The 21,425-nt window shown below is 58.9% G+C and carries 20 protein-coding genes and 1 tRNA gene; 10 read left to right on the plus strand and 11 right to left on the minus strand.

Going from position 1 to position 21,425, the window contains the following annotated elements; translation table 11 throughout:
• Positions 1-48: 48 nt before the first annotated feature.
• A complete protein-coding gene (locus tag BLT69_RS03155; protein ID WP_092648384.1) occupies positions 49-816 on the plus strand; it encodes a lysophospholipid acyltransferase family protein in 768 nt (255 codons plus the stop codon).
• Positions 817-912: 96 nt separating this feature from the next.
• Here BLT69_RS03155 and BLT69_RS03160 read toward each other — a convergent pair whose 3' ends face one another.
• A complete protein-coding gene (locus BLT69_RS03160; RefSeq protein ID WP_092648385.1) occupies positions 913-1,650 on the minus strand; it encodes an AMIN-like domain-containing (lipo)protein in 738 nt (245 codons plus the stop codon).
• 131 nt (positions 1,651-1,781) lie between these two features.
• On the opposite strand from BLT69_RS03160, the gene BLT69_RS03165 reads away from it, so the two are divergent.
• From BLT69_RS03165 to BLT69_RS03180, 4 genes are all read left to right on the plus strand, one after another.
• Positions 1,782-2,888, plus strand: coding sequence for an NAD(P)H-dependent glycerol-3-phosphate dehydrogenase (locus BLT69_RS03165; RefSeq protein ID WP_092648386.1), 1,107 nt, complete (start codon positions 1,782-1,784; stop codon positions 2,886-2,888).
• A 61-nt stretch (positions 2,889-2,949) separates the two neighbouring features.
• Complete coding sequence (locus tag BLT69_RS03170; RefSeq protein ID WP_058236334.1) at positions 2,950-4,089, plus strand: D-alanine--D-alanine ligase family protein; 1,140 nt, start codon at positions 2,950-2,952, stop codon at positions 4,087-4,089.
• Positions 4,090-4,114: 25 nt separating this feature from the next.
• Positions 4,115-5,029: an ATP-grasp domain-containing protein gene (locus BLT69_RS03175; RefSeq protein WP_058236335.1), complete on the plus strand. Its 915-nt coding sequence runs from the start codon at positions 4,115-4,117 to the stop codon at positions 5,027-5,029.
• A gap of 54 nt (positions 5,030-5,083) precedes the next feature.
• Positions 5,084-5,434 (plus strand): metallopeptidase family protein, encoded by a 351-nt coding sequence (locus tag BLT69_RS03180; RefSeq protein ID WP_227469349.1) that lies wholly within the window; start codon positions 5,084-5,086, stop codon positions 5,432-5,434.
• Between the two features lie 15 nt (positions 5,435-5,449).
• On the opposite strand, the gene BLT69_RS03185 is transcribed toward BLT69_RS03180, so the two are convergent.
• Positions 5,450-6,727: a hypothetical protein gene (locus BLT69_RS03185; protein WP_092648387.1), complete on the minus strand. Its 1,278-nt coding sequence runs from the start codon at positions 6,725-6,727 to the stop codon at positions 5,450-5,452.
• A gap of 288 nt (positions 6,728-7,015) precedes the next feature.
• On the opposite strand from BLT69_RS03185, the gene BLT69_RS03190 reads away from it, so the two are divergent.
• Positions 7,016-7,088 (plus strand) — tRNA-His (locus BLT69_RS03190).
• 58 nt (positions 7,089-7,146) lie between these two features.
• On the opposite strand, the gene BLT69_RS03195 is transcribed toward BLT69_RS03190, so the two are convergent.
• Positions 7,147-8,136: an alpha/beta hydrolase gene (locus BLT69_RS03195; RefSeq protein WP_162272390.1), complete on the minus strand. Its 990-nt coding sequence runs from the start codon at positions 8,134-8,136 to the stop codon at positions 7,147-7,149.
• Positions 8,137-8,710: 574 nt separating this feature from the next.
• On the opposite strand from BLT69_RS03195, the gene BLT69_RS03205 reads away from it, so the two are divergent.
• Both BLT69_RS03205 and BLT69_RS03210 read left to right on the plus strand, forming a co-directional pair.
• Positions 8,711-10,069, plus strand: coding sequence for a hypothetical protein (locus BLT69_RS03205; RefSeq protein WP_092648390.1), 1,359 nt, complete (start codon positions 8,711-8,713; stop codon positions 10,067-10,069).
• Positions 10,070-10,244: 175 nt separating this feature from the next.
• Positions 10,245-10,586, plus strand: a complete 342-nt coding sequence (locus BLT69_RS03210) for a hypothetical protein (protein ID WP_058236340.1) — start codon at positions 10,245-10,247, stop codon at positions 10,584-10,586.
• A gap of 81 nt (positions 10,587-10,667) precedes the next feature.
• Here BLT69_RS03210 and BLT69_RS03215 read toward each other — a convergent pair whose 3' ends face one another.
• The 6 genes from BLT69_RS03215 to BLT69_RS03240 form a co-directional block, all read right to left on the minus strand.
• Positions 10,668-11,549 carry an anchored repeat-type ABC transporter permease subunit gene (locus BLT69_RS03215; RefSeq protein WP_070727062.1) on the minus strand — a complete coding sequence of 294 codons (882 nt, stop codon included), beginning with the start codon at positions 11,547-11,549 and terminating at the stop codon, positions 10,668-10,670.
• Positions 11,543-12,376 (minus strand): anchored repeat-type ABC transporter ATP-binding subunit, encoded by an 834-nt coding sequence (locus BLT69_RS03220; RefSeq protein ID WP_092648391.1) that lies wholly within the window; start codon positions 12,374-12,376, stop codon positions 11,543-11,545. The genes BLT69_RS03215 and BLT69_RS03220 overlap by 7 nt, the downstream gene beginning before the upstream one ends.
• A 2-nt stretch (positions 12,377-12,378) precedes the next feature.
• A complete protein-coding gene (locus BLT69_RS03225; RefSeq protein ID WP_092648392.1) occupies positions 12,379-13,476 on the minus strand; it encodes a choice-of-anchor M domain-containing protein in 1,098 nt (365 codons plus the stop codon).
• A 2-nt stretch (positions 13,477-13,478) separates the two neighbouring features.
• Entirely contained in the window at positions 13,479-15,173 is a 1,695-nt protein-coding gene (locus BLT69_RS03230; RefSeq protein ID WP_257525411.1) for an anchored repeat ABC transporter, substrate-binding protein, read from the minus strand.
• Positions 15,174-17,075 (minus strand): TIGR03773 family transporter-associated surface protein, encoded by a 1,902-nt coding sequence (locus BLT69_RS03235; protein WP_092648393.1) that lies wholly within the window; start codon positions 17,073-17,075, stop codon positions 15,174-15,176.
• A 162-nt stretch (positions 17,076-17,237) separates the two neighbouring features.
• The gene (locus BLT69_RS03240; protein WP_058236345.1) at positions 17,238-18,755 is read right to left on the minus strand and encodes an amino acid permease; all 1,518 of its coding nucleotides are present in this window, start codon (positions 18,753-18,755) and stop codon (positions 17,238-17,240) included.
• Between the two features lie 303 nt (positions 18,756-19,058).
• On the opposite strand from BLT69_RS03240, the gene BLT69_RS03245 reads away from it, so the two are divergent.
• Complete coding sequence (locus BLT69_RS03245) at positions 19,059-19,697, plus strand: PepSY domain-containing protein (RefSeq protein WP_058236346.1); 639 nt, start codon at positions 19,059-19,061, stop codon at positions 19,695-19,697.
• Between the two features lie 94 nt (positions 19,698-19,791).
• On the opposite strand, the gene BLT69_RS03250 is transcribed toward BLT69_RS03245, so the two are convergent.
• Entirely contained in the window at positions 19,792-20,394 is a 603-nt protein-coding gene (locus BLT69_RS03250; RefSeq protein ID WP_082628481.1) for a GNAT family N-acetyltransferase, read from the minus strand.
• A 77-nt stretch (positions 20,395-20,471) separates the two neighbouring features.
• Positions 20,472-20,786: a thiamine-binding protein gene (locus tag BLT69_RS03255; RefSeq protein ID WP_058236347.1), complete on the minus strand. Its 315-nt coding sequence runs from the start codon at positions 20,784-20,786 to the stop codon at positions 20,472-20,474.
• Between the two features lie 187 nt (positions 20,787-20,973).
• Between BLT69_RS03255 and BLT69_RS03260 the strand changes: the two genes are divergently transcribed.
• Positions 20,974-21,363 (plus strand): helix-turn-helix domain-containing protein, encoded by a 390-nt coding sequence (locus BLT69_RS03260; RefSeq protein WP_092648394.1) that lies wholly within the window; start codon positions 20,974-20,976, stop codon positions 21,361-21,363.
• The last annotated feature ends 62 nt before the right edge of the window (positions 21,364-21,425 follow it).

Below are 21,425 nucleotides of genomic sequence, written 5' to 3' on the forward strand. Positions count from 1 at the left end.
GATTGAAGACGCCTTATTGACCGACCCCTGTGATTAAGCTGGTGAACTGTGAGCAGAATTCAAGGCCTGTACAAGAATGCGGTGGCGGCGGTTTCACCGATCATGCACACGTGGATCAACTTTGACGTCACGGGGGAAGAAAATCTGCCCGAATCAGGCGGCTTCCTGGTGACCCCGAACCATATTTCGAACACCGACCCGGTGTGCGTGGCGTTTGTCCTGGGTGAGCTGGGAATTCCAACCCGCTTCATGGCCAAGAACGAGCTGTTCAAGGTGCCGGTGCTGGGCGCTGTTATGAAGAAACTTGGCATGGTGCCGGTGCTGCGTAATTCCTCGCATTCTGTGGACTCGCTGGCAGGGGCCCGTAAGGCGCTCGACGCGGGTCAGTGCGTTGGCATCTATATTGAAGGCACTCTTACACGTGACCCGCAGTACTGGCCGATGCGTGGCAAGACGGGTGCTGCTCGCCTTGCCCTGGATACTCGCTGCCCGGTCATCCCGATTGCACAGTGGGGGCCACAGGCGATCCTGGAGCGTTACTCGAAGGCGCTGGACATTCGTCCCGGGCGCAAAGTGCGCATGATAATCATGGAACCGGTCGACCTTTCCGATCTGTATTCCGATCAGGGATCGCAGGACCGCGAAGCGGTGGTGGAAGCGACTGAGCGCATCCAGAAGGCCATCACTCGTGGCGTAGAGGAATTGCGCGGAGAGAAGGCTCCTGAACAGCCGTGGGATCCTGACAAGATGCAGGGGCCAGCCAAGAAGACGCTGGGACGGTTCGGGCACTGGCGCAGGGGCGTCCAGGGACGCTGATTTCATTGCAATGCGGCGCCTGCGCCCCGTGTACTCATATCGACGAGGATGACTCTTCCGCCCGCTGCCCGCTGACCACCTGAGCGACGAGGCGGCTCATTTGCGTATGTCGATCACCACGCGCATCGGGTCTTCAAGAATTCCAATCTGATAGACGCGCTGTTGATCCATACCGATCACAACATGCGTGCGCCCTTCAAATGTGCCGTCCTCAATGATCGACAGCGGCCCGATATTGAGCAGAGGAGGCCCCGAGTAATACACGTTCTGATCTTCTTCCTCCAGCGGCATGGCAGTGCCCTCGATGCCCACATCCAGGAAGGTTGCGCCGCGGATCTTCAGCGGCAATCCGCGTCCTTGCTCAAGAGGCTGAGCCGCACGGTCAACGTACCAGCCAGGTAGGCCCTCACCTGAAAATTCGATGACGAAACGGTAGAAGTTCTCATGTTCTCCCACTCGCATGTCATGGAAGATGAGCTGGCTGCCTTCAACAGGAGCGGATTCCTGATGAGTGGGACCGTCAATCCATTGATCGACGTTCACTGGCAACGTTGCATCTTTTTCGTCTGAGAGGTTCGCTTCCGGCTCATTGGGTGTCGCGGATGAATCCGTGTCGCTGCCGGAGTCGGAAACATCCGATTCATCCGGTGTCTGCGGCGTGTCGGGTGTGCTTTGCTGAGAATGCTCGCTGGCACCGGATGCAGAGGCACCCTCGTCAGGAGTTGATGAACAACCGGCGACAAGGAGGCTGGCTGCGGCAATCCCTGCTGCGACAGCAGGCAGAAAAGCACTGTCACGTTTTGATCCCTCGTCGTGCGGTCCGGGCAGCACCATGATCACAATCTCCTTACAGGGCGTCGCTTATGCGCACTCGTGCGCATGTGGCAGTACCCAAAAGCTTATCTCCCATTTTTCGTACTTGTGGCTCAACCGCGATCTGAGTGCCCGCGCAGTAGAGTTGATGTATGACATCTCACGCAACGACCGGCTACGACGCTCACTCCCACACGCCTCCGGCGGACAGCTCCGAGGAACGGGCAGGCGCATCTGAACAGCGCTTCACCCACGCCAGCGTGCTGGGCACCGGAGCATGGGGAACAACCTTCGCGCACATCCTGAGCCAGGCCGGCCTCACCGTGTCGATGTGGGGTAGGAACGAGGGCGTCGTCGACTTCATCAACTCTCATGAAAACTCAACCTACCTGCCTGGTGTCACACTGTCCGATGCGATTAACGCGACGACCGACATCCGGCAGTGCATTCAGGACTCGAACCTGTTATGCATCGCCGTGCCCGTGGGGGCGGTGCGCGCCACTTTGGAACAGGCCACACCCGCACTGGACCCCGATGCCACATTGCTGTCCCTGGCCAAGGGTCTTGAACTGGACACGCTGCACACAGTCCATTCAGTGATCTGCGAGGCAACCGGCTTCGCACCGACCAGCGTGGCCGTCATGTCCGGTCCGAACCTGTCGCGCGAAATTGCCGACCGTCAGCCGACGGCAACGGTCGTGGCATGTGAGGACATCGAGCGCGCCACGATGATCGCACGCACCTGCCACACGTCAACATTCCGCCCCTACGTGAGCGGCGACGTACTTGGATGCGAAATCGCCGGTGCTGTCAAGAACGTCATCGCCGTTGCCATTGGAGCCGCCGAGGGAATGGGCCTGGGAATCAACACGCGTGCCACACTGATCACCCGCGGCCTTGCTGAAATGACCCGTCTGGGTACGACACTGGGAGCCAGTGCCGACACCTTCGCCGGTCTTGCCGGTATCGGTGACCTTGTGGCGACCTGCTCATCGAAACTGTCGCGTAACTACTCGCTGGGTGTGCGCATGGGCCGCGGAGCTTCCCTGGACGAAGCGCTCGAACTGTCTCCCGGTGTGGTGGAAGGTGTGCGCTCCGCACTTCCGATCCTGCAGCTGGCTCGCGCTCACGATGTGGATATGCCGATCACGGAGAGCGTGGTGCGCGTGGTCCATGACGGTGACTCCATTGAGCACATGGGTCAGATGCTCATGTCGCGCCCTCAGAAGATGGACGGGTGGCGCATCGAACTGCTGTGAACCGAGGCATCAGGGGGCGCCCTCGTCAATAAACGCGGCGGACGGCGGTAGGCTTAACGCCATGATGACTCAAGCCCGACCCCGTGTCCTCATGGTTTTTGGAGGACAATCAAGCGAACACGAGATTTCGTGCGCCACTGCCGCAGGGATCCTTTCAGCGATCGACCGCGACGTGTGGGACATTGTGCCGGTGGGCATTACGAAGGATGGCCAGTGGGTGCGCGTCAGTGACAACCCTGATGACCTTGAATTCCACGACGGGCATGGGCACGAAGTCACCGCGACGGGCGCACACGTGGTGTGGGGGCCGCACGGACACCTCTTTGAACTGTCAGACAGTGACGAGGGTGGCCAGGGCCTGCGGACGGCACGCGATCTGGGAGCAATCGACGTTGTGTTCCCGCTGCTGCATGGCCCCTACGGTGAGGACGGCACAATCCAGGGGCTCCTGGAGATGGTTGGCGTGCGCTACGTGGGATGCGGTGTGGCAGCTTCTGCGGTGTGCATGGATAAGCACCTGACTAAGACAGTGCTCAGCCAGGCTGGCGTAGACGTAGGGCGCTGGGAGTTGGTGACGGCTGAGCAGTGGTCGCATCACAAGGACGATGCGCACGAGCGGATCCGTGCCCTCGGATTGCCTCTGTTTGTCAAGCCATGTCGCGCTGGATCCTCCATCGGTATCACGCGTGTGGACCAGTGGGAGCAGCTGGACCAGGCGATCGAAGAAGCACACGCACACGATCCGCGCGTCATCGTCGAATCAATGTTGCAGGGGCGCGAAGTTGAATGCGCCGTCTTGGCCACCCGCGCTGAGACAGGGGAGCGGGCTCCGGCTCGTGCCGCAGTTCTGGGTGAGATTATCGTGCCTGACGGCGAGTTTTACGATTTCAACTCCAAGTACGTGGACGCGGAAGCTGCCACGCTCAAGTGTCCTGCAGATTTAAAGAAGGCAGACGCCGACCGGATCCGTGATGTTGCGATCCAGGCGTTTGCCGCGGTGGGTGGTGAAGGACTCTCACGCGTTGACTTCTTCTTCAACGACTCAACCGGCGCCATTACCGTGAACGAAATCAACACCATGCCGGGGTTCACTCCCATTTCGCTGTACCCGCGCATGTGGGAGAGCTCCGGAGTGGATTACGGTCAGCTGCTCGATACTTTGCTGCGCGAAGCACTTGCACGCCCGCTTGGGCTTCGCTGAGATCCGATCGGGGTAATGTGGAGTCATGTCGAAACCGAAGGTAACGCTCGTAACGTCAGCGGAAATGCCTGACCTGTACACCAATGATGTCGGACTTCTTGATGCACTGGTCGAGCGAGGTACCGATCCGCACATTGCAGTGTGGAACGACCCGAACGTAAACTGGGATGATGCCGGTGTCAGCGTCGTCCGCTCAGTGTCGGACTACGCCACTGACCGTGATGCCTTCATCCAGTGGAGCCGCTCGGTTCCACGTTTACTCAACCACCCCGATGTGCTGGAGTGGAACTCGGATAAGCACTACATGATTGAGTTGGAGAAGCGTGGCCTTCCGGTGATTCCCACGATGTGGTTGGAGCCGGAACAGAACCTGTCGAAGCATCAGGTGCATGCACGTTTTCCCGCCTCGGGTGACTTCGTCGTGAAGCCGGCTGTGTCCTCGGGTGTGCGCGATGTGGGTCGGTACTCCGCCAACGACACGAAGCAGCGTCAGGCCGCGATCATGCACGCGATGACGATGCTGTCGGAGGGCCGTTCGGTCATGGTGCAGCGCTACCTGGAGGACATCGATATTCACGGTGAGATCTCGCTTCTGTTCTTCAACGGCCTGGTTTCGCACTCGGTTGAAAAAACCGCAATGCTGTCCCCGGACACCATGTCGGCACCTGTGTTCCGTGAATCAGTGGTCGAGGCGCGTGACGCGAGTGCCGAGCAGTGGCAGTGGGGCGAGTTGATCCGCTCCATCCTGCATTCCTATGTGCGTGATCGGATGGGCCGCGACGAGCTGTTCCTGTATAACCGGGTTGATCTTGTCCCCGACGGGCAGGGCTCGTTCAGGGTGATGGAAGTGTCACTGGTGGATGCGGACCTGTATCTTGCCTCGTCACCTGCCGCCATGAACAACTTTGCTGACGCTATTGCGATGCGCGCGTTTTGGTGAGCATTGTGGTGCTGCGGGCAGGTGCGCTCGCAAGATCCTGTGAGGGCGGCCGGCGTGAGCGTTGACGTCAGCTTTGATGAGTTTGAACAGATGGTGGCGCGTGCAGTCGATGAGATCCCCGAAAGACTGTGGCGAGCAATCGACAATGTTGCATTCATTGTCGAGGACGACCCACCCGAAGATTCACTGCACCTGTTGGGTTTGTATGATGGCGTGCCTCTGACTGAGCGCAGCGACTACGCCGGGATGCTGCCGGATCGTATCTTCATATTTCGTCGCCCCACCCTGGCCGTGTGCGACACGCTCGAAGAAGTCGAGGACGAGGTACGAACAACGGTCATCCACGAGGTCGCTCACTATTTCGGTGTTGACGACGAAGAGCTCGACCAGTGGGGGTGGGGCTAAGCAACCCGCTTTGGCCTATTTATTGGGGACCAGCAGGCGAGCCTCAGGACCGGGTTCGTCGATGACGATGTGCCCATCAAAGACCCTGAAATCTTCCCCGGGAATTTCGTGCTGAGTCTTTCCGTCGGGGGTGACGATGAAGTACCCGTCATCAGTTCTCATCACAACGAATCTTCCGTCGGCTGCCACGGCTTTGACTTCGCCCATATCGTCGAAGTTAAAGCCAGTGGTGGCGAACAGGCTATCGCGGTCGTGCCTGATCGTCACGACGTTTCCCTTGGCGTCGACGCTGGCAGGGCCATCTTCCCGATGGGCAAACATCGCCGAGGACGGAACCAGAGAATGACTGACCACGCTATCGGCAAGCTCTTCACTGAATCCCTTGAAGGTACCCTTTTCTGTGCCGTCGTAGGCGTAAATTGTATGTTCGGCTTCCTCGTCATCTGCTGAGGAGTCGTAGACGATGTATCCGTCGCTGAACGTCTGAACCCAGCTTTCTTTGCCGCCCACGGGGTCCATTGTGGGTTCGCCTGTTTCGAGGTCGTATGCCGTGATCTGCTTTTCGCCGTTATCGCACACCAGAACCTCTTCAGCAATTGTGCAGTCGGCTCCGTGAGCGTCGACGGACCACTTGGTGCCGCTGCCGTCCAGTGCCACTGCCGCGATCATGTCGCCCGTGAAATTGACGTCGAGGGCAGCATACACCACGTTGTCACGTATGCCGAATGGCTTGATGCTCCTAATGACACCGCCTTTGATTTCGAGCAGTGGTGTCCGCTTGCCTGTCTCACCGTCGAAAAGCTCCGCGTAACCATCATCAGACACTCTGCCGTCAGAGCTATAAAAGCAGATGGTGCTGCCGTTGACGGAATGGTTCGGGGTCTCTGCGCACTGCATGTAGTCTTCAGTGTCGCTCCACATGACTTGTCCATCCGGAATGCTGATGCCTTGGGCTGCAAGGTGATCGTCGGCATTCCAGGCAACGTAATAAGAGGAGTCAGCTGCCACCGCTTGCAAGGTGGTGGCGTCGTTCTTGTTGAACTCTATTTCCTCGAAACCGTTGATGTAAGCGGGGTCAACCCAAGATCCTTCTTCAGCGACGATAGCAATCGGGTCATAGGTGGGGATCTCACCATCGGCAGATGCTGTGCCACCGCCACTGGCATTGTCATCACTCTTAGTAGCACCGCCTCCGCTGGAACACCCGACCAGAAGGCCAAGCGATAACAATGCGCTGAGGGTGATGATTCCTGCGTTCCGGTGACCTGATCGTGCGCGACGTGGGAACGACATCGCTCGTCTCCTTTACATATGCTTAAGAAGCGGTCTTTTTCGCATGATACTAGGCAAAACATGGGTGCTGAGGTGGAAGTGCGGCGATCAGGATCGATGCTGCAGAATTGATGCAGAACTTTCACTAACATGTTCCGAATTGTTTACGGTGATGTTGCGAACGATGGAGCGTGCAGCGGTGAACGCGGGACGTGTTCGATGCCACCGTCGGAGGCGGCGTGAGAATTTTCAGGTCCGGCGTGAACTCTGATAGAGTTAGCATTCGTTGCACCGGTCGGTGCGGCAATGGTGGCTGTAGTTCAGCTGGTAGAGCACCTGGTTGTGGTCCAGGACGTCGCGGGTTCGAGCCCCGTCAGCCACCCCCAGGGAAGCCCCGTAGCCTTGAGGTTGCGGGGTTTTCGCTTGAATACGCGGAGTCTTCACCTGTTGCAAGCGGTGAGCTCGTTTTCGACCTGACGGATCGTGTCCTCAGGAAAAAGGTCGGGTGCCTGTTCGAACAGGATGCGTGCAGACATGTGCGCTGACGCCGGATGTGCTTCCACGAATGCCAAAAGCTCAGGTGCCAGTTTCTGCAGGATCGCGCGTGCCTGAGGAACTGCCAGGAGGCGATCGACTCGCATGTCGATCCCCACTCGGCGCGTATCTGTATAGGACTTCCACGTCATCGCAGCACCCTCGAGCGGGAAGGGGGAGAAAATGCGCCGCAGGAATGTAACGGAAGCTTGGAACCACTGCGCAACCGCCTGATCTGTGCTTCCCGCTTGCCCGTTAGCCGTGTGAGCCTTCGCCAGGCTGAGGCCGTGAGCACCCAGAAGGTACATGTGCGCCTCCACGGGCACGTTGTGCGCCATCAGCGCGCTGACCAGATCAGTCGTATTGGAAGCGGGAACCAGGCCGTCGCTTTGAGTGGTGAACACGAATGTGGGAGGAGTGGATTCGTCAACTGAATCGACCACATCGAGGATCTCCTTACCCATCAAAGGGCCGAACTCGGCTCGCGTGACGGGGTAACCAAGGACGAGGGCGTCCGGCCGGTCACCACGCGTCGTTGCGATGGATGCCGCCAGGTGGCCACCCGCCGAAAAGCCAACTGCAGCTATCTGATGAGGGTCGCTGCCGTACTTGCGTGCGTGTCGACGCACCCATTGCATGCATTCCTGCCCATCGTTAAAAGACTGCTCCCACGGTGCGTCCTGACCCACTGCGTAGCGGGCGACGAATGCGTTGAATCCTTCAGCTGCGTAGGCGAGCGCTACTGGCTCTGCTTCCCGGTCCGAGCAGAACTGGTAACCGCCGCCAGGGAAAATCAGGACTGCAGGGCGAAGACCTGTGGACAGCTCCTCGCTTGCGGACAGAGAATAGCCGGTAATTGTGGCACTGGGAGTGATTGCTTGAGTAAAGACATCCATGGTGGTTTCGCATCCTTGGGGTACAACGTGTGAACTGATCATACGCCGACTTTGTTGCAGCCAGTCGAGTCATTGGAATGCTCTGTGTGTTAGAGCAGTCCAGATGAGGGTCATCTGTGTATTGAATGAGATAGCTGAAGCGACAGGTGTGCCGGTTGTTTTCACCGAAAACACTTGTATTGTCTAGAGTCTGTATGATAGTGTGATGTGAGACATGATCCACCTCAGTGTCGTGACGGTAGAGCCAGTGCAACCGGACAGGATCGACGATGACTTTTTCAATGTCCCCTGAAGAAATGAAACAGCTGTCGAACGATCTGAACCAGCTGTTTTCGGCGTTCTCCACTGTCAAGACGCCAGCTCACCCTGGGGTCGGGGTGCTTGGTCAGCCGGAGCTGAGCGATGCATACGAAGCATTTTCCCAAGCCGCACAGACACGTGTTGGGGAAGTCGGGCAATGGTGTAACAAGACATCTGAGGCCGTTGCGACTGCCAGGAAGCAAAGTGAGCAAACGGACGGGCAATGGGCCCGGAGTTTCAGATATGACCCAGAACGTCAACACAAATTCAGGTCGTGATCGCCATGCCGCTCTTTTCTCTTCTTATCGGTGATATTCCGGGAGATGCCGCCGCCATTAACGCAACAGCCTCAGGTGTGGAAACCACCGCACAAGTGATGGAAACGAATACTCAGGAACTGGAAGGAATTCCTGGCCGAATACGTGCATGGGAAGGGGAAGCGCGCGAATCGTTCGACAGCGCGCATCAAGAGATTCGAAAACAGGCGTTGCATGTGGTGGACGGAATCGGCCAGGCAGGCGATGCCCTCGTAGGATATGGAGCCTCGGTTTCAGCGCTTCAACGAAAAGCCGACGAACTCCATCACCAGGCGCTCACAATCGATGCGCAAATTGATGCAGCTCCGCCCCTGGCGAAACTGCCAACGATCGTAGCTGTTGCGCGTCAGGGGAACGGGCTGCTGTCGGCATATCGTTCATTGCTGGATCAGGCGCAGGCTCTTGGTGCTGAATGTGCAGCACTGGTGCGTGAAGCACTGCATCTGGAGCCGGTCAACAGAGACGAATCAGGCAGTTATATCAGTGATCGCACCGCATTATCGGACGAAGAGCTCGAGGATATTCTCAGACAGCTCGATGATATGGGTTCCCTTGAAATGAACCAGAGGGGAATCGGAGACTGCTATTTCCTGTCGGCATTAATAGCTCTTAATGACTCGACAGAAGGGCGTGAGCACCTTCGGAACATGATCAAGCCCCATTACGATGAAAATGGAAAACTCGACGGCTATTTTGTGACGATCTATGATGATCCGCTTCATCCTGACGAAAGTCGGAAACGAACTGAATTCGTTGATGACGTATATGCGAGTGGAGCCCGTGGAAAAGACGGGAAAGCGAATGTGTATTCGCTGTTTGAGTCGGCCTATGGGCAAATGCATCAGGGCGGAACGATGCCTGGCAACAATGGCGGCATCACCGGTGGATGGCCTGGCCCTGCCACGAAGGAACTGTCCGGCGGGGACTATCACGTCATCGATAAGTCGAACGGCTTCCTGTTCTTCAAAGAAGGATATAAGCCCTGGGATCAGATGGAAGTCAGAGATGCGCTTGAAGCTGACAAGCCTGTTACTGCCGAGACAGCAACGACAAGCGGACAATTCCATCCGGACAGGAATACCGCCGTGGTCCATGCCACAGACTCCAGCGGACGGGACATCAACGTCGAACTTGTGGGACAGCACGCCTATCAGGTCAAGAGCGCGACAGCGGATACGGTCACGATTGTGAATCCATGGGGCCACAACTATCTGGAAGGTGGAGGAACAACCCCCACCGGTGAAATCACCATTTCCTGGGAAGACTTCGGAAAGTATTACGGCTCAATCGCGGTTGGAGATGGATATGCGAAGTAGACATGGGGGCACGAGACAGGCCCTCCTGGCATGCGCTTTCGTAGTCGCGATGGGTGCCCTTGCCGGGTGCTCTGATGGAGAAACAGGACAAAGCGAGAGCCCCCATCAACAGTCGCAATCAGACTCAGAGCCAATCACCGGTGGAAATCACGGACAAAACGGGAGCAAGACTATAGTGTGTGACAACGGAATCGAACTGACGATCGGCGAGAATGCGCCGCTGTGGCTGGACAACGCCGGCAATTACACCGCGACGATCACTGCGCCGCAGGTACAGGATCACTTTATGCAGACATATCTGAATGCCGGAAGCGCGCAGGGCGGTATTCAGGTAGTGCTACTGGCTGGAGATTCGGCAACTCTGGAATCCGTGGGGACTTTTACCCTGATCAGAGTGGAACCTACCACGAGCATTGGCGTAGACCCCAATGGCAGTGCCACTTTCTGCTTTGAACCCGACGAAGGGTTCCCCCTGGCTGACACCTTGCGTGAACTGGAACGCGGGCAGTCTGACTAACCCTTACGCACTCGCGTGCCGAGTGCGGTCTCAGCGGCGCCTAGCAGTCTCGAAGCCGTGAAGCCTTGTTGGCGCGGGCGCTTAGGCGGCGGCAGGTGATGCGGTTACGCGGCGTGGCCTGTGGCGGCCTGTCAGTCCATGTCGCGGAGCAAGAACCCACGCCACGACAAAAACAACTGTCAGCGTGACAACAATCGTCGCCCCCGTCGGCAGATCACTGCTCCACGACAGATACACGCCGATCAGCGAACACAGCGCCCCGATGGCAGGGCCAAGAAGCATCATCACGCCCAGGCGATCAGTGAGCAGACGTGCGGTGGCTGCCGGCGTCACTAGCAATGCCAGCACCAGAACATTTCCGATCGTCTGCACCGAAATGACAACCGTCAGCGAAATCACTACAGCCAGCAAGACGTCCACAGCCAGCGTCTGCACTCCGGCTGCGCGAGCACTTTCCCGATCCAGCCCAACCGCCAGGAAACGCTGATGCATCAGCGCAACCACAACCATGATCCCAGCGCTCACACCCAGAACAACGGGAACATCGGATGCAGGTATGCCGGTGATGGAACCGAATAGGAACTGCTGGAGCGAACCGGCGTAGCCAGGCGCCCTCGACATGATGAGCAAACCCAGAGCGAACGCACCGGCAAACAGTACTCCGATGACAGAATCTTCCTTCAAACGCCGATTGCCTGACAACAGAGCGACCAGCACCGCTGTGACGATGCCGGCGATCGCACCTCCCAGTACCAGAGATCCCTGAAGGACGAACGCGATGGCAAGGCCGGGGAACACAGAGTGGGCAACTGCATCACCCATGAACGCCATCCCTCGCAGCACAACGTAGGACCCGACAACACCGCAGACTACGGCGCAGCACACACAGATCAGAAGCGCCCGAGGCAGGAAAGCCAACAGGGGATTGTGCAGATCCTGCCAAAACTCGCTGAGCGTCAGCATGCGTCCTCCAGTCGTTCTGTCGGCAACAGGCGCAGCAGCGGGTTGTCGGAGCGAATGTGGAAGGCCTGCACCCACAACGTCGGATCAGCAAGCTCAGCGGCAGTGCCGTGCGCAATCACCGTGCGATTGAGCAGCAGCAGCTGATCGCACGTATGGAGCGCGGAAGCAATGTCATGCGTACTCATCATGATGGTGCAGCCTTCGCCGGTCAGCCGCTGAAACAGATCAGTCAGGAGTTCCTGGGTGGGCATGTCCAACCCCGTGAACGGCTCATCGAGGAACAGTAACTGCGGATTACCGGCGAGCGCCCGGGCAACCAGGACGCGCTGGCGCTGCCCGCCTGACAACTGTCCGATTGGACGGGAAGCCAGATCCGACAGCTCGACTCGATCCAGGGCGCGCGAGACGCGCTCATGGCGCTCGCGGCGTGCGATGGAATCGAAACGCCGCATCATGCGGAGCGTGCGCGATCCCTCGCCGGGGTGGAGGCGCGCAGCCATATCGACACATTGGCGCACGCTGATGGGGTACTCCCACGCGAATTCATGGCGTTGAGGAACGTACCCGATCATCGGCGCACTCAGATGCGTCCCTCCGGCTTGAACGCTGCCGGAGCTGATCGGCACCAATCCGAGCAGCGCGCGCATCAGTGTGGTCTTGCCGGCACCGTTCGGGCCGATGAGACCGATCAGGCAGCCGGGAGGAACAGTGAAGCAGACATTGTGCAGAACCGAACGGCCCGCCAGTGACACATTCAGGCCCGACACGCTCAGCGCATCGCCTGCCGGTGACCTGTCCGCCGCAGCAGTTGGTACCGTGAGAGTCATGCCTATCGAGTGGTCCTTTCTGAATCCTGCGGATTGACGAGGGATGAGCCTGCGCGCTGCTTCCTGTGCGCCCTGCTCACAAGCCACGCCACGCCCGCACCCATCAGCACGACGGCTGCAATGATGGCGATCCACAGGGGAACGGACGTATTCGAATCAGACACGTCCCGCGGCCCCTTCAGAGCCGACTGGTCCTGTGAGGAAACACCGGGCGGTGTCGATTCGGCAGTGGATGCAGAATTGTCGCCAGCTTGTTCGCCTGCTCCAGACTGGTCGGAAGCATTCTGAGAAACGGCAGGATCTGCAGTTGAGGGCACAGCACTGAGGGCGTCGTGCGGATCAGTCTGACTTCCAACAGCGACACGCATGACAGCCTGAGCCGTCGCGTCAGACGACGCGTTTCCTGCACCGTCGTCAGCTGCCACACGCAGATGAACCAGGTACACGCCCGGCTCAGAAAATACCCAGTTGGCATGGACATGAGTATTGGCTTCCATCCATACCTCACCGGCAGGTGTGCTGCCCGCTGATCCGTCAGCGCCGTTCGCCCCCGAATCCGCCAGCACCCGCGGCGCTCCGAACGTACCGTCCTGCAGGAACAGCCACATGCGGCCCGGCCCCTCGACACGTTCAACCGTCATCGTGGCGCCCGTTCCCATGCGCTTCAGTGCCGCCGAATCCTGCGTGTTCCACCCGACCCAGGGCACATCGACCTGCTGAGTTTGCGGGATCACCCAGGCGCGCTTACCCTGCGCGCCTTCTAGGAAGGCGTAATCGTCTGTATCCGGCACATCCATCATGGACTCATCGCTCACGTGGATGGCAACCGAATCCAGGGTGCGCCACAGTGGTGTGGCAGCCGAATCATCGCGCGCCAGGATCTGCCACGTGCCGTCGATGACGCGCGGACCGATGTCAACGTGTCCGCGCGAAATCACGGTCGGATCAGTGGAAACGGGTTCATCTGCCTTAACCGTCTGATCCAGGGCAGGGTCAGCCTCGTCCATCGGCGCAGACAAGGCGGGCAGGGCCAGGCAGGCAGTGGCGGCGAGGGCCCCCAGGGCGGCACTGGTCAGGCGTGAAATCAGGGATTGTGTCACGGTTACTCTTTCGTTGAATCAGCAGGGCAGAGGCACTCGCGCAGCGAATCTGCATTCGCGCGCATCATGTCGATGTAGGTCGGGGCGCGTGAATCCAGCGTGTCGCCGTACAGAGGGCAGACTTTCACGCCTGATTCCTCTGCAATCGTGCGCAGCGGTGAGCGCCCTCGGGCCAGGTTCGGCTCCAGGAAAACGGCGGGAATCTTCAGGTCACTGAGCGCTGCCTGGAGTGCTTGGCGGTCAGCGAGGGATGGCTCTGTGGCCGGATTGGGAGCCAGGAAGCCCGCCACGTCCAACCCGTACGCGTCGGCAAGATAAGCGAACGCATCAGTAGTGGTGACCAGGTGGCGTCGTTCGGGCGGGATCTGCTCAATCGTCTGGGCCATATAGGTGTCCAGGTCAGCCAGCTCGTTGAGGTAGGCGGCGCTGCGGCGCTGGTAGGTTGCGGCCCCTTCGGGATCAGCGCGCATCAGTTCGTCGCGAATGACCTGCACGTATGCGCGCGCATTCGATACGTCGTGCCACAGGTGCGGGTCGATCTCGCCGTGCACATGCTTGCCGAGGACTGCCTGCGGCAGCAGGTAGATCGGGTCGCCTGGATGGCCGAGGAATCGGAAGCCATCTGCCGGAATTGAGGTCAAAGTGGAAGCCGGCACTGACAGGACGGCGCGATCCAGGTTGATCCGCTCCAGGCTTGAATCCCCGCCCGCGTGTGAATCAGCCATGAGGGTCACGTCACCGTGTTCCAGATCCACGGTCACATCCGCATGGCCAGAATCGACGACGGTGCGCCTTTCGCGCGCGGCGATTTCACCGGGGTCAATGCCCACAGCCACGACCAGCGTCCCACTGCGCAGGTTGCTGTCAGGCAGGCCGCGCCCGGGGCGGATGGTCGCTCCCAGCGTGAGGCGGTAGATCCCTGGCTTTGTGAAACCCCAGCTCATGTGCTGGTGCGCCTGGGCGGGGAGGCGCATCTGATCATTTGAGCATGCATGTGTCTGTGAAGTCTCTGTCTGCCCGCCCGCAGTAAAGGCGATGCTGGGCGCACCGAACGTGGTGGTCAGCCACGCGCTCGCCACCGATCCTTCGGGTAGGTCTGCGCCGGTGCAATACAGGGATATTTCCGATGCTCGATCCGCTCCGTATTTCTCCCCGCTGCCGCTTACCCGCATGCCGAGCCACACCGTATCCAGTGCGCGATCTTCGACCAGCGGGCGTACTTTCGCACCGTATGCCGCGGCAACTTCCGCGATGGACACCGAGCGTGCCTGGGAGGGCAGGTTGGCGTCGAGCGCGCGGATTATGGCATGTTCTTCGAGCAGCAGGTAATTCGAAAATGCCACGTCAGCGTAGGCGACGTCGCGGATGTCGCGCAGTGAGGGCTCATAGGTATGCGGATCTGCCCCATCGGGCACCAGTGCATTAACCGACACGCGCTCACCGCCGACCTGACGCACCAGGTCAGCCAGGATTCCTGTGGTTGTCACGACTTTGAGCGCGCCGGTTTGATCGGCACCTGCTTGCGCGCGTCCGATGCCGCTGCACGCGCTTATCGTGGCGACAGATGCCACAGTGACGAGGGTGACTACCGTGCGTGTCAGCAGTGCGCGCCCTGTGATGCGAAAGGTGTGTGCTGCAGCATGCAGGTGGGCTGGCCACCCTCGTCGTAATGTGTGGAACATGGCGATCAGCGGCATCTAGCGATCGCAGCGTGTGCGACGAGCAGCGTGGTGCATGCCCAGACCAGCCAGGCCCGCGATGAGCACAAGGCCGGCAAGAACCAGAAAGCTGTTGGCGCCGGTTGACGCTAGACTGGTGGCGTTTTCCGGCAACTCACATGCTTTTCCGGAGGGGGTGCGGCCCACGACTTCTGTGACGACGTGCTGGCCGTTCTCATCCACATGGACGCCTGAGGCTGCGAAAGCTGCGGCATTGGTGGGGGTGAGTGTCTGGCTGATGGTCACGGAGTAATGGCCAGGAGCTGTGAAGACCCAGTTCGGATGCGCGTGAGTGTTGGCTGGCAGTGTGAAGGAATCACCGGGAGCGGTGAAGATTTTTTCGCCTACTCCGCCGCCAAGTCCTCCGGAGAAGAAGACGCCCAGACGGCCAGGACCTTGCACATCCTCGAGTGCCCATCGCACCTGACCGGTTGTGGCGCCTGACAGTTCGGGGCGCTGTGAGTTCATGCCGAGCCACGGCACACCGCGTTGCTGTGTGGAGCCGATCATCCACACGGGCTTTCCTGCGGTGGTGAGGAATGACAATGCTGAGGGTGCTTTGAGATATGCGGCGCCTCCCACGGCAAACGTCAGGCTTGACGGATTGACCCACGATGCGGGCTGAGCGCGATCGTCTTTGAGCAGTGCCACGGCACGCCCGTTCGAGATGCCGACGCCGAGGTCGAAGTGTCCATCGGTCGCATCTCCTGAAGCGTTGGGGCCTACCGAAAAGTGCAGGGTTGTTGTGGCGACTGTGGAATCACCGTGGGGAGCAGATTGTGCCTGCGCAATCTCCGCTTCGGTGGCGGGGCGGGTGATTTCGGTGGCAATGCACTTCTCTGGTTCTGCTTTCGCGGCTGGTTGTGCTGCTGAGCCATTGTGTGCTGGTGAGTCTGCGTGCGGTTTCGAGACGGCGGCTGGCGAGTCAGGCTGTGCCTGTGAGCCAGTTCCCGTCTGTGAACTGCTTTCCGTTTGCGTGCCGTCGCCTGACTGCGTGCCGTCACCTGACTGCGTGCCGTCACCTGACTGCGTGCCGTCGCCTGACTGCGTGCCGTCGCCTGACTGCGTGCCGTCACCTGCCTGCGCGTCGTCACCTGCCGGGGAGGTGCTTTCGTCCCCTTCAGGGGATGTCGGTGTCGTGGCTGCCTCGCCCTCGCCCGGCTTCGAGCCAGGTTCGTCAGTGCCCTGTGAATCTGAGGCAGGCTGTGCATGTCCTACGACGATCGTGTACGTATGTGGGGTGCTGTGAACCTGGGTGCCATCGGTGCGCGTGGCCCGCGCGGTGACCTTGAGCGTGTAGGTGCCGGCATGTGTAAACAGCCAGTTGACGTGCGCATGCGCCAGATAAGGCTGCTCGATAGTGGAGCCGGCAGGATCCAAAGCGAGGGACTTGTCGGTCAGTACTGACTGAGGCGCACCGAAGGCTGGTGTCATCCACGCTGCGATGTGACCTCCCTGGGGACCTGAATACGAAATGTCGAAGTTCGCGCCCGTGTAGGAATCTCCCAACGCCAAAATGTCCCATCCCGGCCACAGCAGGTTGAAATCCTGCTTTTGCGGAAGCACGTACGCCTCTGGTGCACCGGGCACACCTGCATCGGATGGAATCGCTGTTTTTGCAGCTTCCTTGACGACGAATGTGACATCTTCAGGGGCGTGACGGACGTCTGTGCCCGTAACGTCTTCTTTCACGTCGAGGTCGATTCCACCTGAGGAGGTGGTACTCAGGTGAAACATATCGACGTGACCGTGATCAAGGGTGAGTGTGTCGGATGCCGGGGACGGCATGGCGTTGCTGAGTGAGGCGACCACACTGAGCAGTGCTGCTGCCGCAAGGGCTTTGGCGCTGCGGCGCCGAGCAAGCGTGCGTAAGAAGCGCATTGGACCTCCTGTCAAGAATGATTATCAATACGCACAACACTAACATAGTGAAAATCAATCTCAAAAGGGTGGGGCGTCTAACAGAGCACACAGAACAGCGCATAAGGAATCGGCCTCGCGTCGAACGCGAGGCCGATTCCGTTACGACAGGGAACGGCGGAACTACTGCGCTGTCCGCGACAGGTCGGCATTCATCGGGTCAACTGCGCGCGAGCGCGTCACCAGTTTATGTCCGCCCCAAATGGCGAGGAAGAAGAACAGCCCGATATAGATACCGATGAACTTGATGACGGAGAATTCGCCGGCAATCACGTCGAGGGACTGACCTACCACAACGATCGCACACATCGCCAACGCAATGAGCGGACCTGCAGGATAGAGCAGAGCGCGGTAGGGCAGATCCTTCGGATCCTTCCCCTGAGCCTTATATGCGCGACGGAAACAGAAGTGCGACCATGCGATTCCCATCCATGTGATGAAACCGGCCAGGCCGGACGCGTTCACCAGCCAGCTGTAGACAACGCCGGAACCGACGCGAGATGTGGCGAAACATGCCGCGCCGATCAGGCACGTAGCGGCCAGAGCTGCCAGGGGAACACCGTGTGAGGTGACACGACCAAACAGACGAGGCGCCTTACGCTCCTTCGCCATTGAGTAGAGCATGCGAGTGGCGACGTAGACACCGGAGTTTCCTGCAGACAGAATCGAGGTCAAAATGACCGCATTCATTACACCTGCAGCACCGGCGATGCCGGCTCGCTCAAAGAGCAACGTGAAAGGTGACTTCGTGACGGCCTCGGTGAAGCCTTGTGCGGTGGAATCGTCCGCACTTGCGCCCTGCAGCAGCGACGGGTCGGTGTAGGGGATGAGGAAGGCAATCACCAGGATCGCGCCGATATAGAACAGCAGGATGCGGAAAAAGACCGCTCGCGTAGCCCTGGGAACGTTCTTCTCCGGATCTTCAGTCTCGCCGGCTGCGATGCCGATCATTTCTGTTCCCTGGAATGAGAATCCGGCGATCATGAAGACCCCCATGATTCCCCAGAAGCCGTTGACGAAGGGCGCCTCGCCAATCTGCCAGTTAGTCAGGCCGGGCGATTCGCCTCCCAGGATACCGACGATCATCAGCACACCCAGCGCCAGGAAGATCAAGACGGTCACGACTTTGATGGCGGCGAACCAGAATTCAGATTCACCAAAACCGCGCACACTGAACGCGTTGAGGGTGAACAGAATCAGCAGGAAGACGCCGGACCAGATCCACGGTGGAACTTGATCCGGCGGGAACCAGTACTGCATGACGATGGTGGCGGCAACGAGTTCGGCTGCCACCGTGATCGCCCAGTTGTACCAGTAGTTCCATCCCTGCGCGAAGCCGAAAGACTTGGAGACGTAGCGCGTCGCGTAAACCTCGAACGCACCGGAGGAGGGGCAGTATGTGGCCATCTCGCCCAGTGACTGCATGAGGAAGAAGACCATGACGCCGATTGCGCCGTACGCCAGCAGTGCGCCACCTGGCCCTGCGCCGGTGATGGTGCCACCTGATGCGACGAACAGGCCCGTTCCAATTGCGCCTCCGATGGCGATCATGTTGAGGTGGCGAGCCTTGAGGTTGCGTCGAAGGTGTGGATCGGCTGTGCCGTGGCTGCCAGTTTTTGGCGTCGCAGCAGAATCAGACATACGTTCCCCCTCGTTGAGTAAGCAGTCAGTCGAGAATCAGCAAAGAAGTCGACTGTCACCATGCATGTGAACACGGTAGGCCAAAAATCGCCCTCGTGGAAAAGTGTTCGTATGGTGGATACCTTGCGCAAGGTCGGATGAACGGCATCCAAATAGCGAAACTTACTGATAGGTATGCATAATCATGCGGACGTCGAGGGTTGCGCACGCTGGCGCCGTTTGAGGGTGGTAGCAATGCTTCGCGCGCCGTGAATCTGGCGTGATCGCTTGCAAAAGTGGGAGAGTACTTGACAGGGTAAAGGCATGAAAACCACACGAAAACTGGCATTTGTCCCTGCGATCGCGTTGGCATTCACTCTCGGAGCCTGCAGTTCCCAAAATGACCCCGCACCAGTTGAATCTGAACCCACGTCAACTACTACGACGAGCGAGGCAACTCAGTCTTCCTCGGACGATGACCGTGATGATGATGCTGATGACACCGCCGAATCTGGAGATGACGATCAGGCCTCTGCGGCATCAGGTGTTTCATCCAACGAGCAGGCTCTGGCGGCTGTGGCGGCTGCTGAGGGCGTGAACGGTGGCCGCGCCTATTCTCTGGAAACCAACGACCAGCGCTCCGAGTGGAAAGTGAAGGTTGTTGAGGGTAATGAAGGCCGTGTCTACGTCATTGATCAAAGCGGCAATGTCGTGCGAAACGAGATCGACGACGACTTTGATGAAGACGACAAGCATGTTGCGGATGCTGGAATCATCTCACTGGCCGATGCGGTCAAGGCTGCCCTGGCCGAGCGTCCCGATGGCTACCTCATATCTGCTGACTTCGACGACGATGACGACAACAAGTTCTACTTCGAGGTTGAACTCGAAAACGAAGCCGGGGGAGACTTGGCCGAATTCGACATCGACGCTGAAAGTGGCGCTGTGACAGTTGAGGGTTGATGCAGGTGAGCTGGAGATGATGCAGCGCATGTAGTCTGCGGAAAGTATGAGCTCGGGCCCACCGCTGTTGAAGGCGGTGGGCCCATTTCATGCCTCATTGACGAAGTGAGGCATGCAGCGCCCGTTTAACGATGAATTCATGATCGCGGTGGCAGCCGACTTTGAATCGGTATTCCCCCGCGTGCGTGAAGCCGAAACGCTCATAGAAATGCTGCGCGCGGTCGTTGCGTGACCAGACGCCCAGCCATAAGGCGTCCGGCTGACGCTCAAGAAGCCAGTCGACGGCGATGAACATGACCTGTGTACCTAGGCCTGAATTCTGCAGGCCTTGCCTGACATAGAGCCGCTTAATCTCCCCGTCGCCGGAGCGCACATCAGGGTGGGGAAGTGAGCATGGCCCGGCAAGCACATACGCGACCGGTTGAGAGGTCTCCTGCGCGTCGAGATTAGTGTCTCCACCAACGCCCGCATCGAACGCCAGCCAGACGGCGCATTGGGGGTCAGTGAGCAGCGATGTGAGCGCGTCGGGCGAATAGGTCGATTCGAGGAAGTTCTGGAGGTCATCGGGCGCGTACAGAAAACCGAAGGTCTGTGTAAAAGTCGTGATGGACAGTTCCTGCAGTGCGGAAACGTCAGCGCGTGTGGCCCTGCGGATCGTGAATGGCCGGGACTGGGGCGCGTCGGTAGGGATGCTCATGTTCCTACGGTATTGGTCATAGCGTGATGCTCGCGCACGCGTTCGCGACCACGCACTATGGTGTTCCCTTGGGGGAGTTACTGTCCGTCGATCTTGTCGAGCTGGGAGTTGAGTCGCTGCACTTTCCCGCTCATCTCATCTGAGTGACCGGGGCGCAGGTCTGCTTTCAGCACCAGTGAGACCCGAGGGCTGACTTCGCCCACTGCTTCGCAGGCGCGGCGAATCACTGGCATGCATTCATCCCATGTGCCTTCGATGGTGGTGAACATCGAATTGGTTTCGTGGGGTAGGCCGCTGTCACGAATGACTTTGACGGCGCGCGCCACGATATGCGCCATCGAACCGTCAGGGCTGTCCGTCGTGGACGGGGAAATTGAAAAGGCAAATAACATGCCTTGAGGATATCGTGAAGTGCCGCTCGAAGCGTGCGTATTGCCCGCTTCAGAAGACCGCGTGCCTTCCGTTTTTGCCGCAGTGTCAGTGACGTCCTCACGCGCCGAACGAGGGGGCGACCCTGTTTTTTGTTGTTTGTCTGGTTTCAATACATAGTTGACAGGTGTGTCACGTCATCGTTGACACATGATTGAAACAAATAAAAACGAAGTAATCGTGTTGAGCGATGTTGAAGCAGGTATGAGTATCAGCGAGGCCGTGAAGCGTTTCGGCATCTCACGCCAATGGGTCTACACCCTGATCCAGCGCTACCAACAAGACGGCCTGACAGGCCTGCAGCCCCGCTCATGCAGACCCCACCGTCACCCCCACCAATGTCCACTCCACGTGGTGGATCACGTGCTGCGTTTACGCGCTATGCTGATCGAGCAAGTTCTTGATGGTGGGGTTGAAAGCATATGGGCGCGTCTTGACGAACACGAACGCCCCAGCGTGAGCACGATCTGGAGAATCCTCAAAAAGCACAACTGCGTTGTGCCTCAACCCCACAAGAAACCACGATCAGCATGGAAATGATTCGAAGCCGCTGCACCTAATGAAATGTGGTAGTCCGACTTCACGCACTGGCACATTCAAAC

The organism is Schaalia radingae, from assembly GCF_900106055.1.
Taxonomy (GTDB): domain Bacteria; phylum Actinomycetota; class Actinomycetes; order Actinomycetales; family Actinomycetaceae; genus Pauljensenia; species Pauljensenia radingae_A.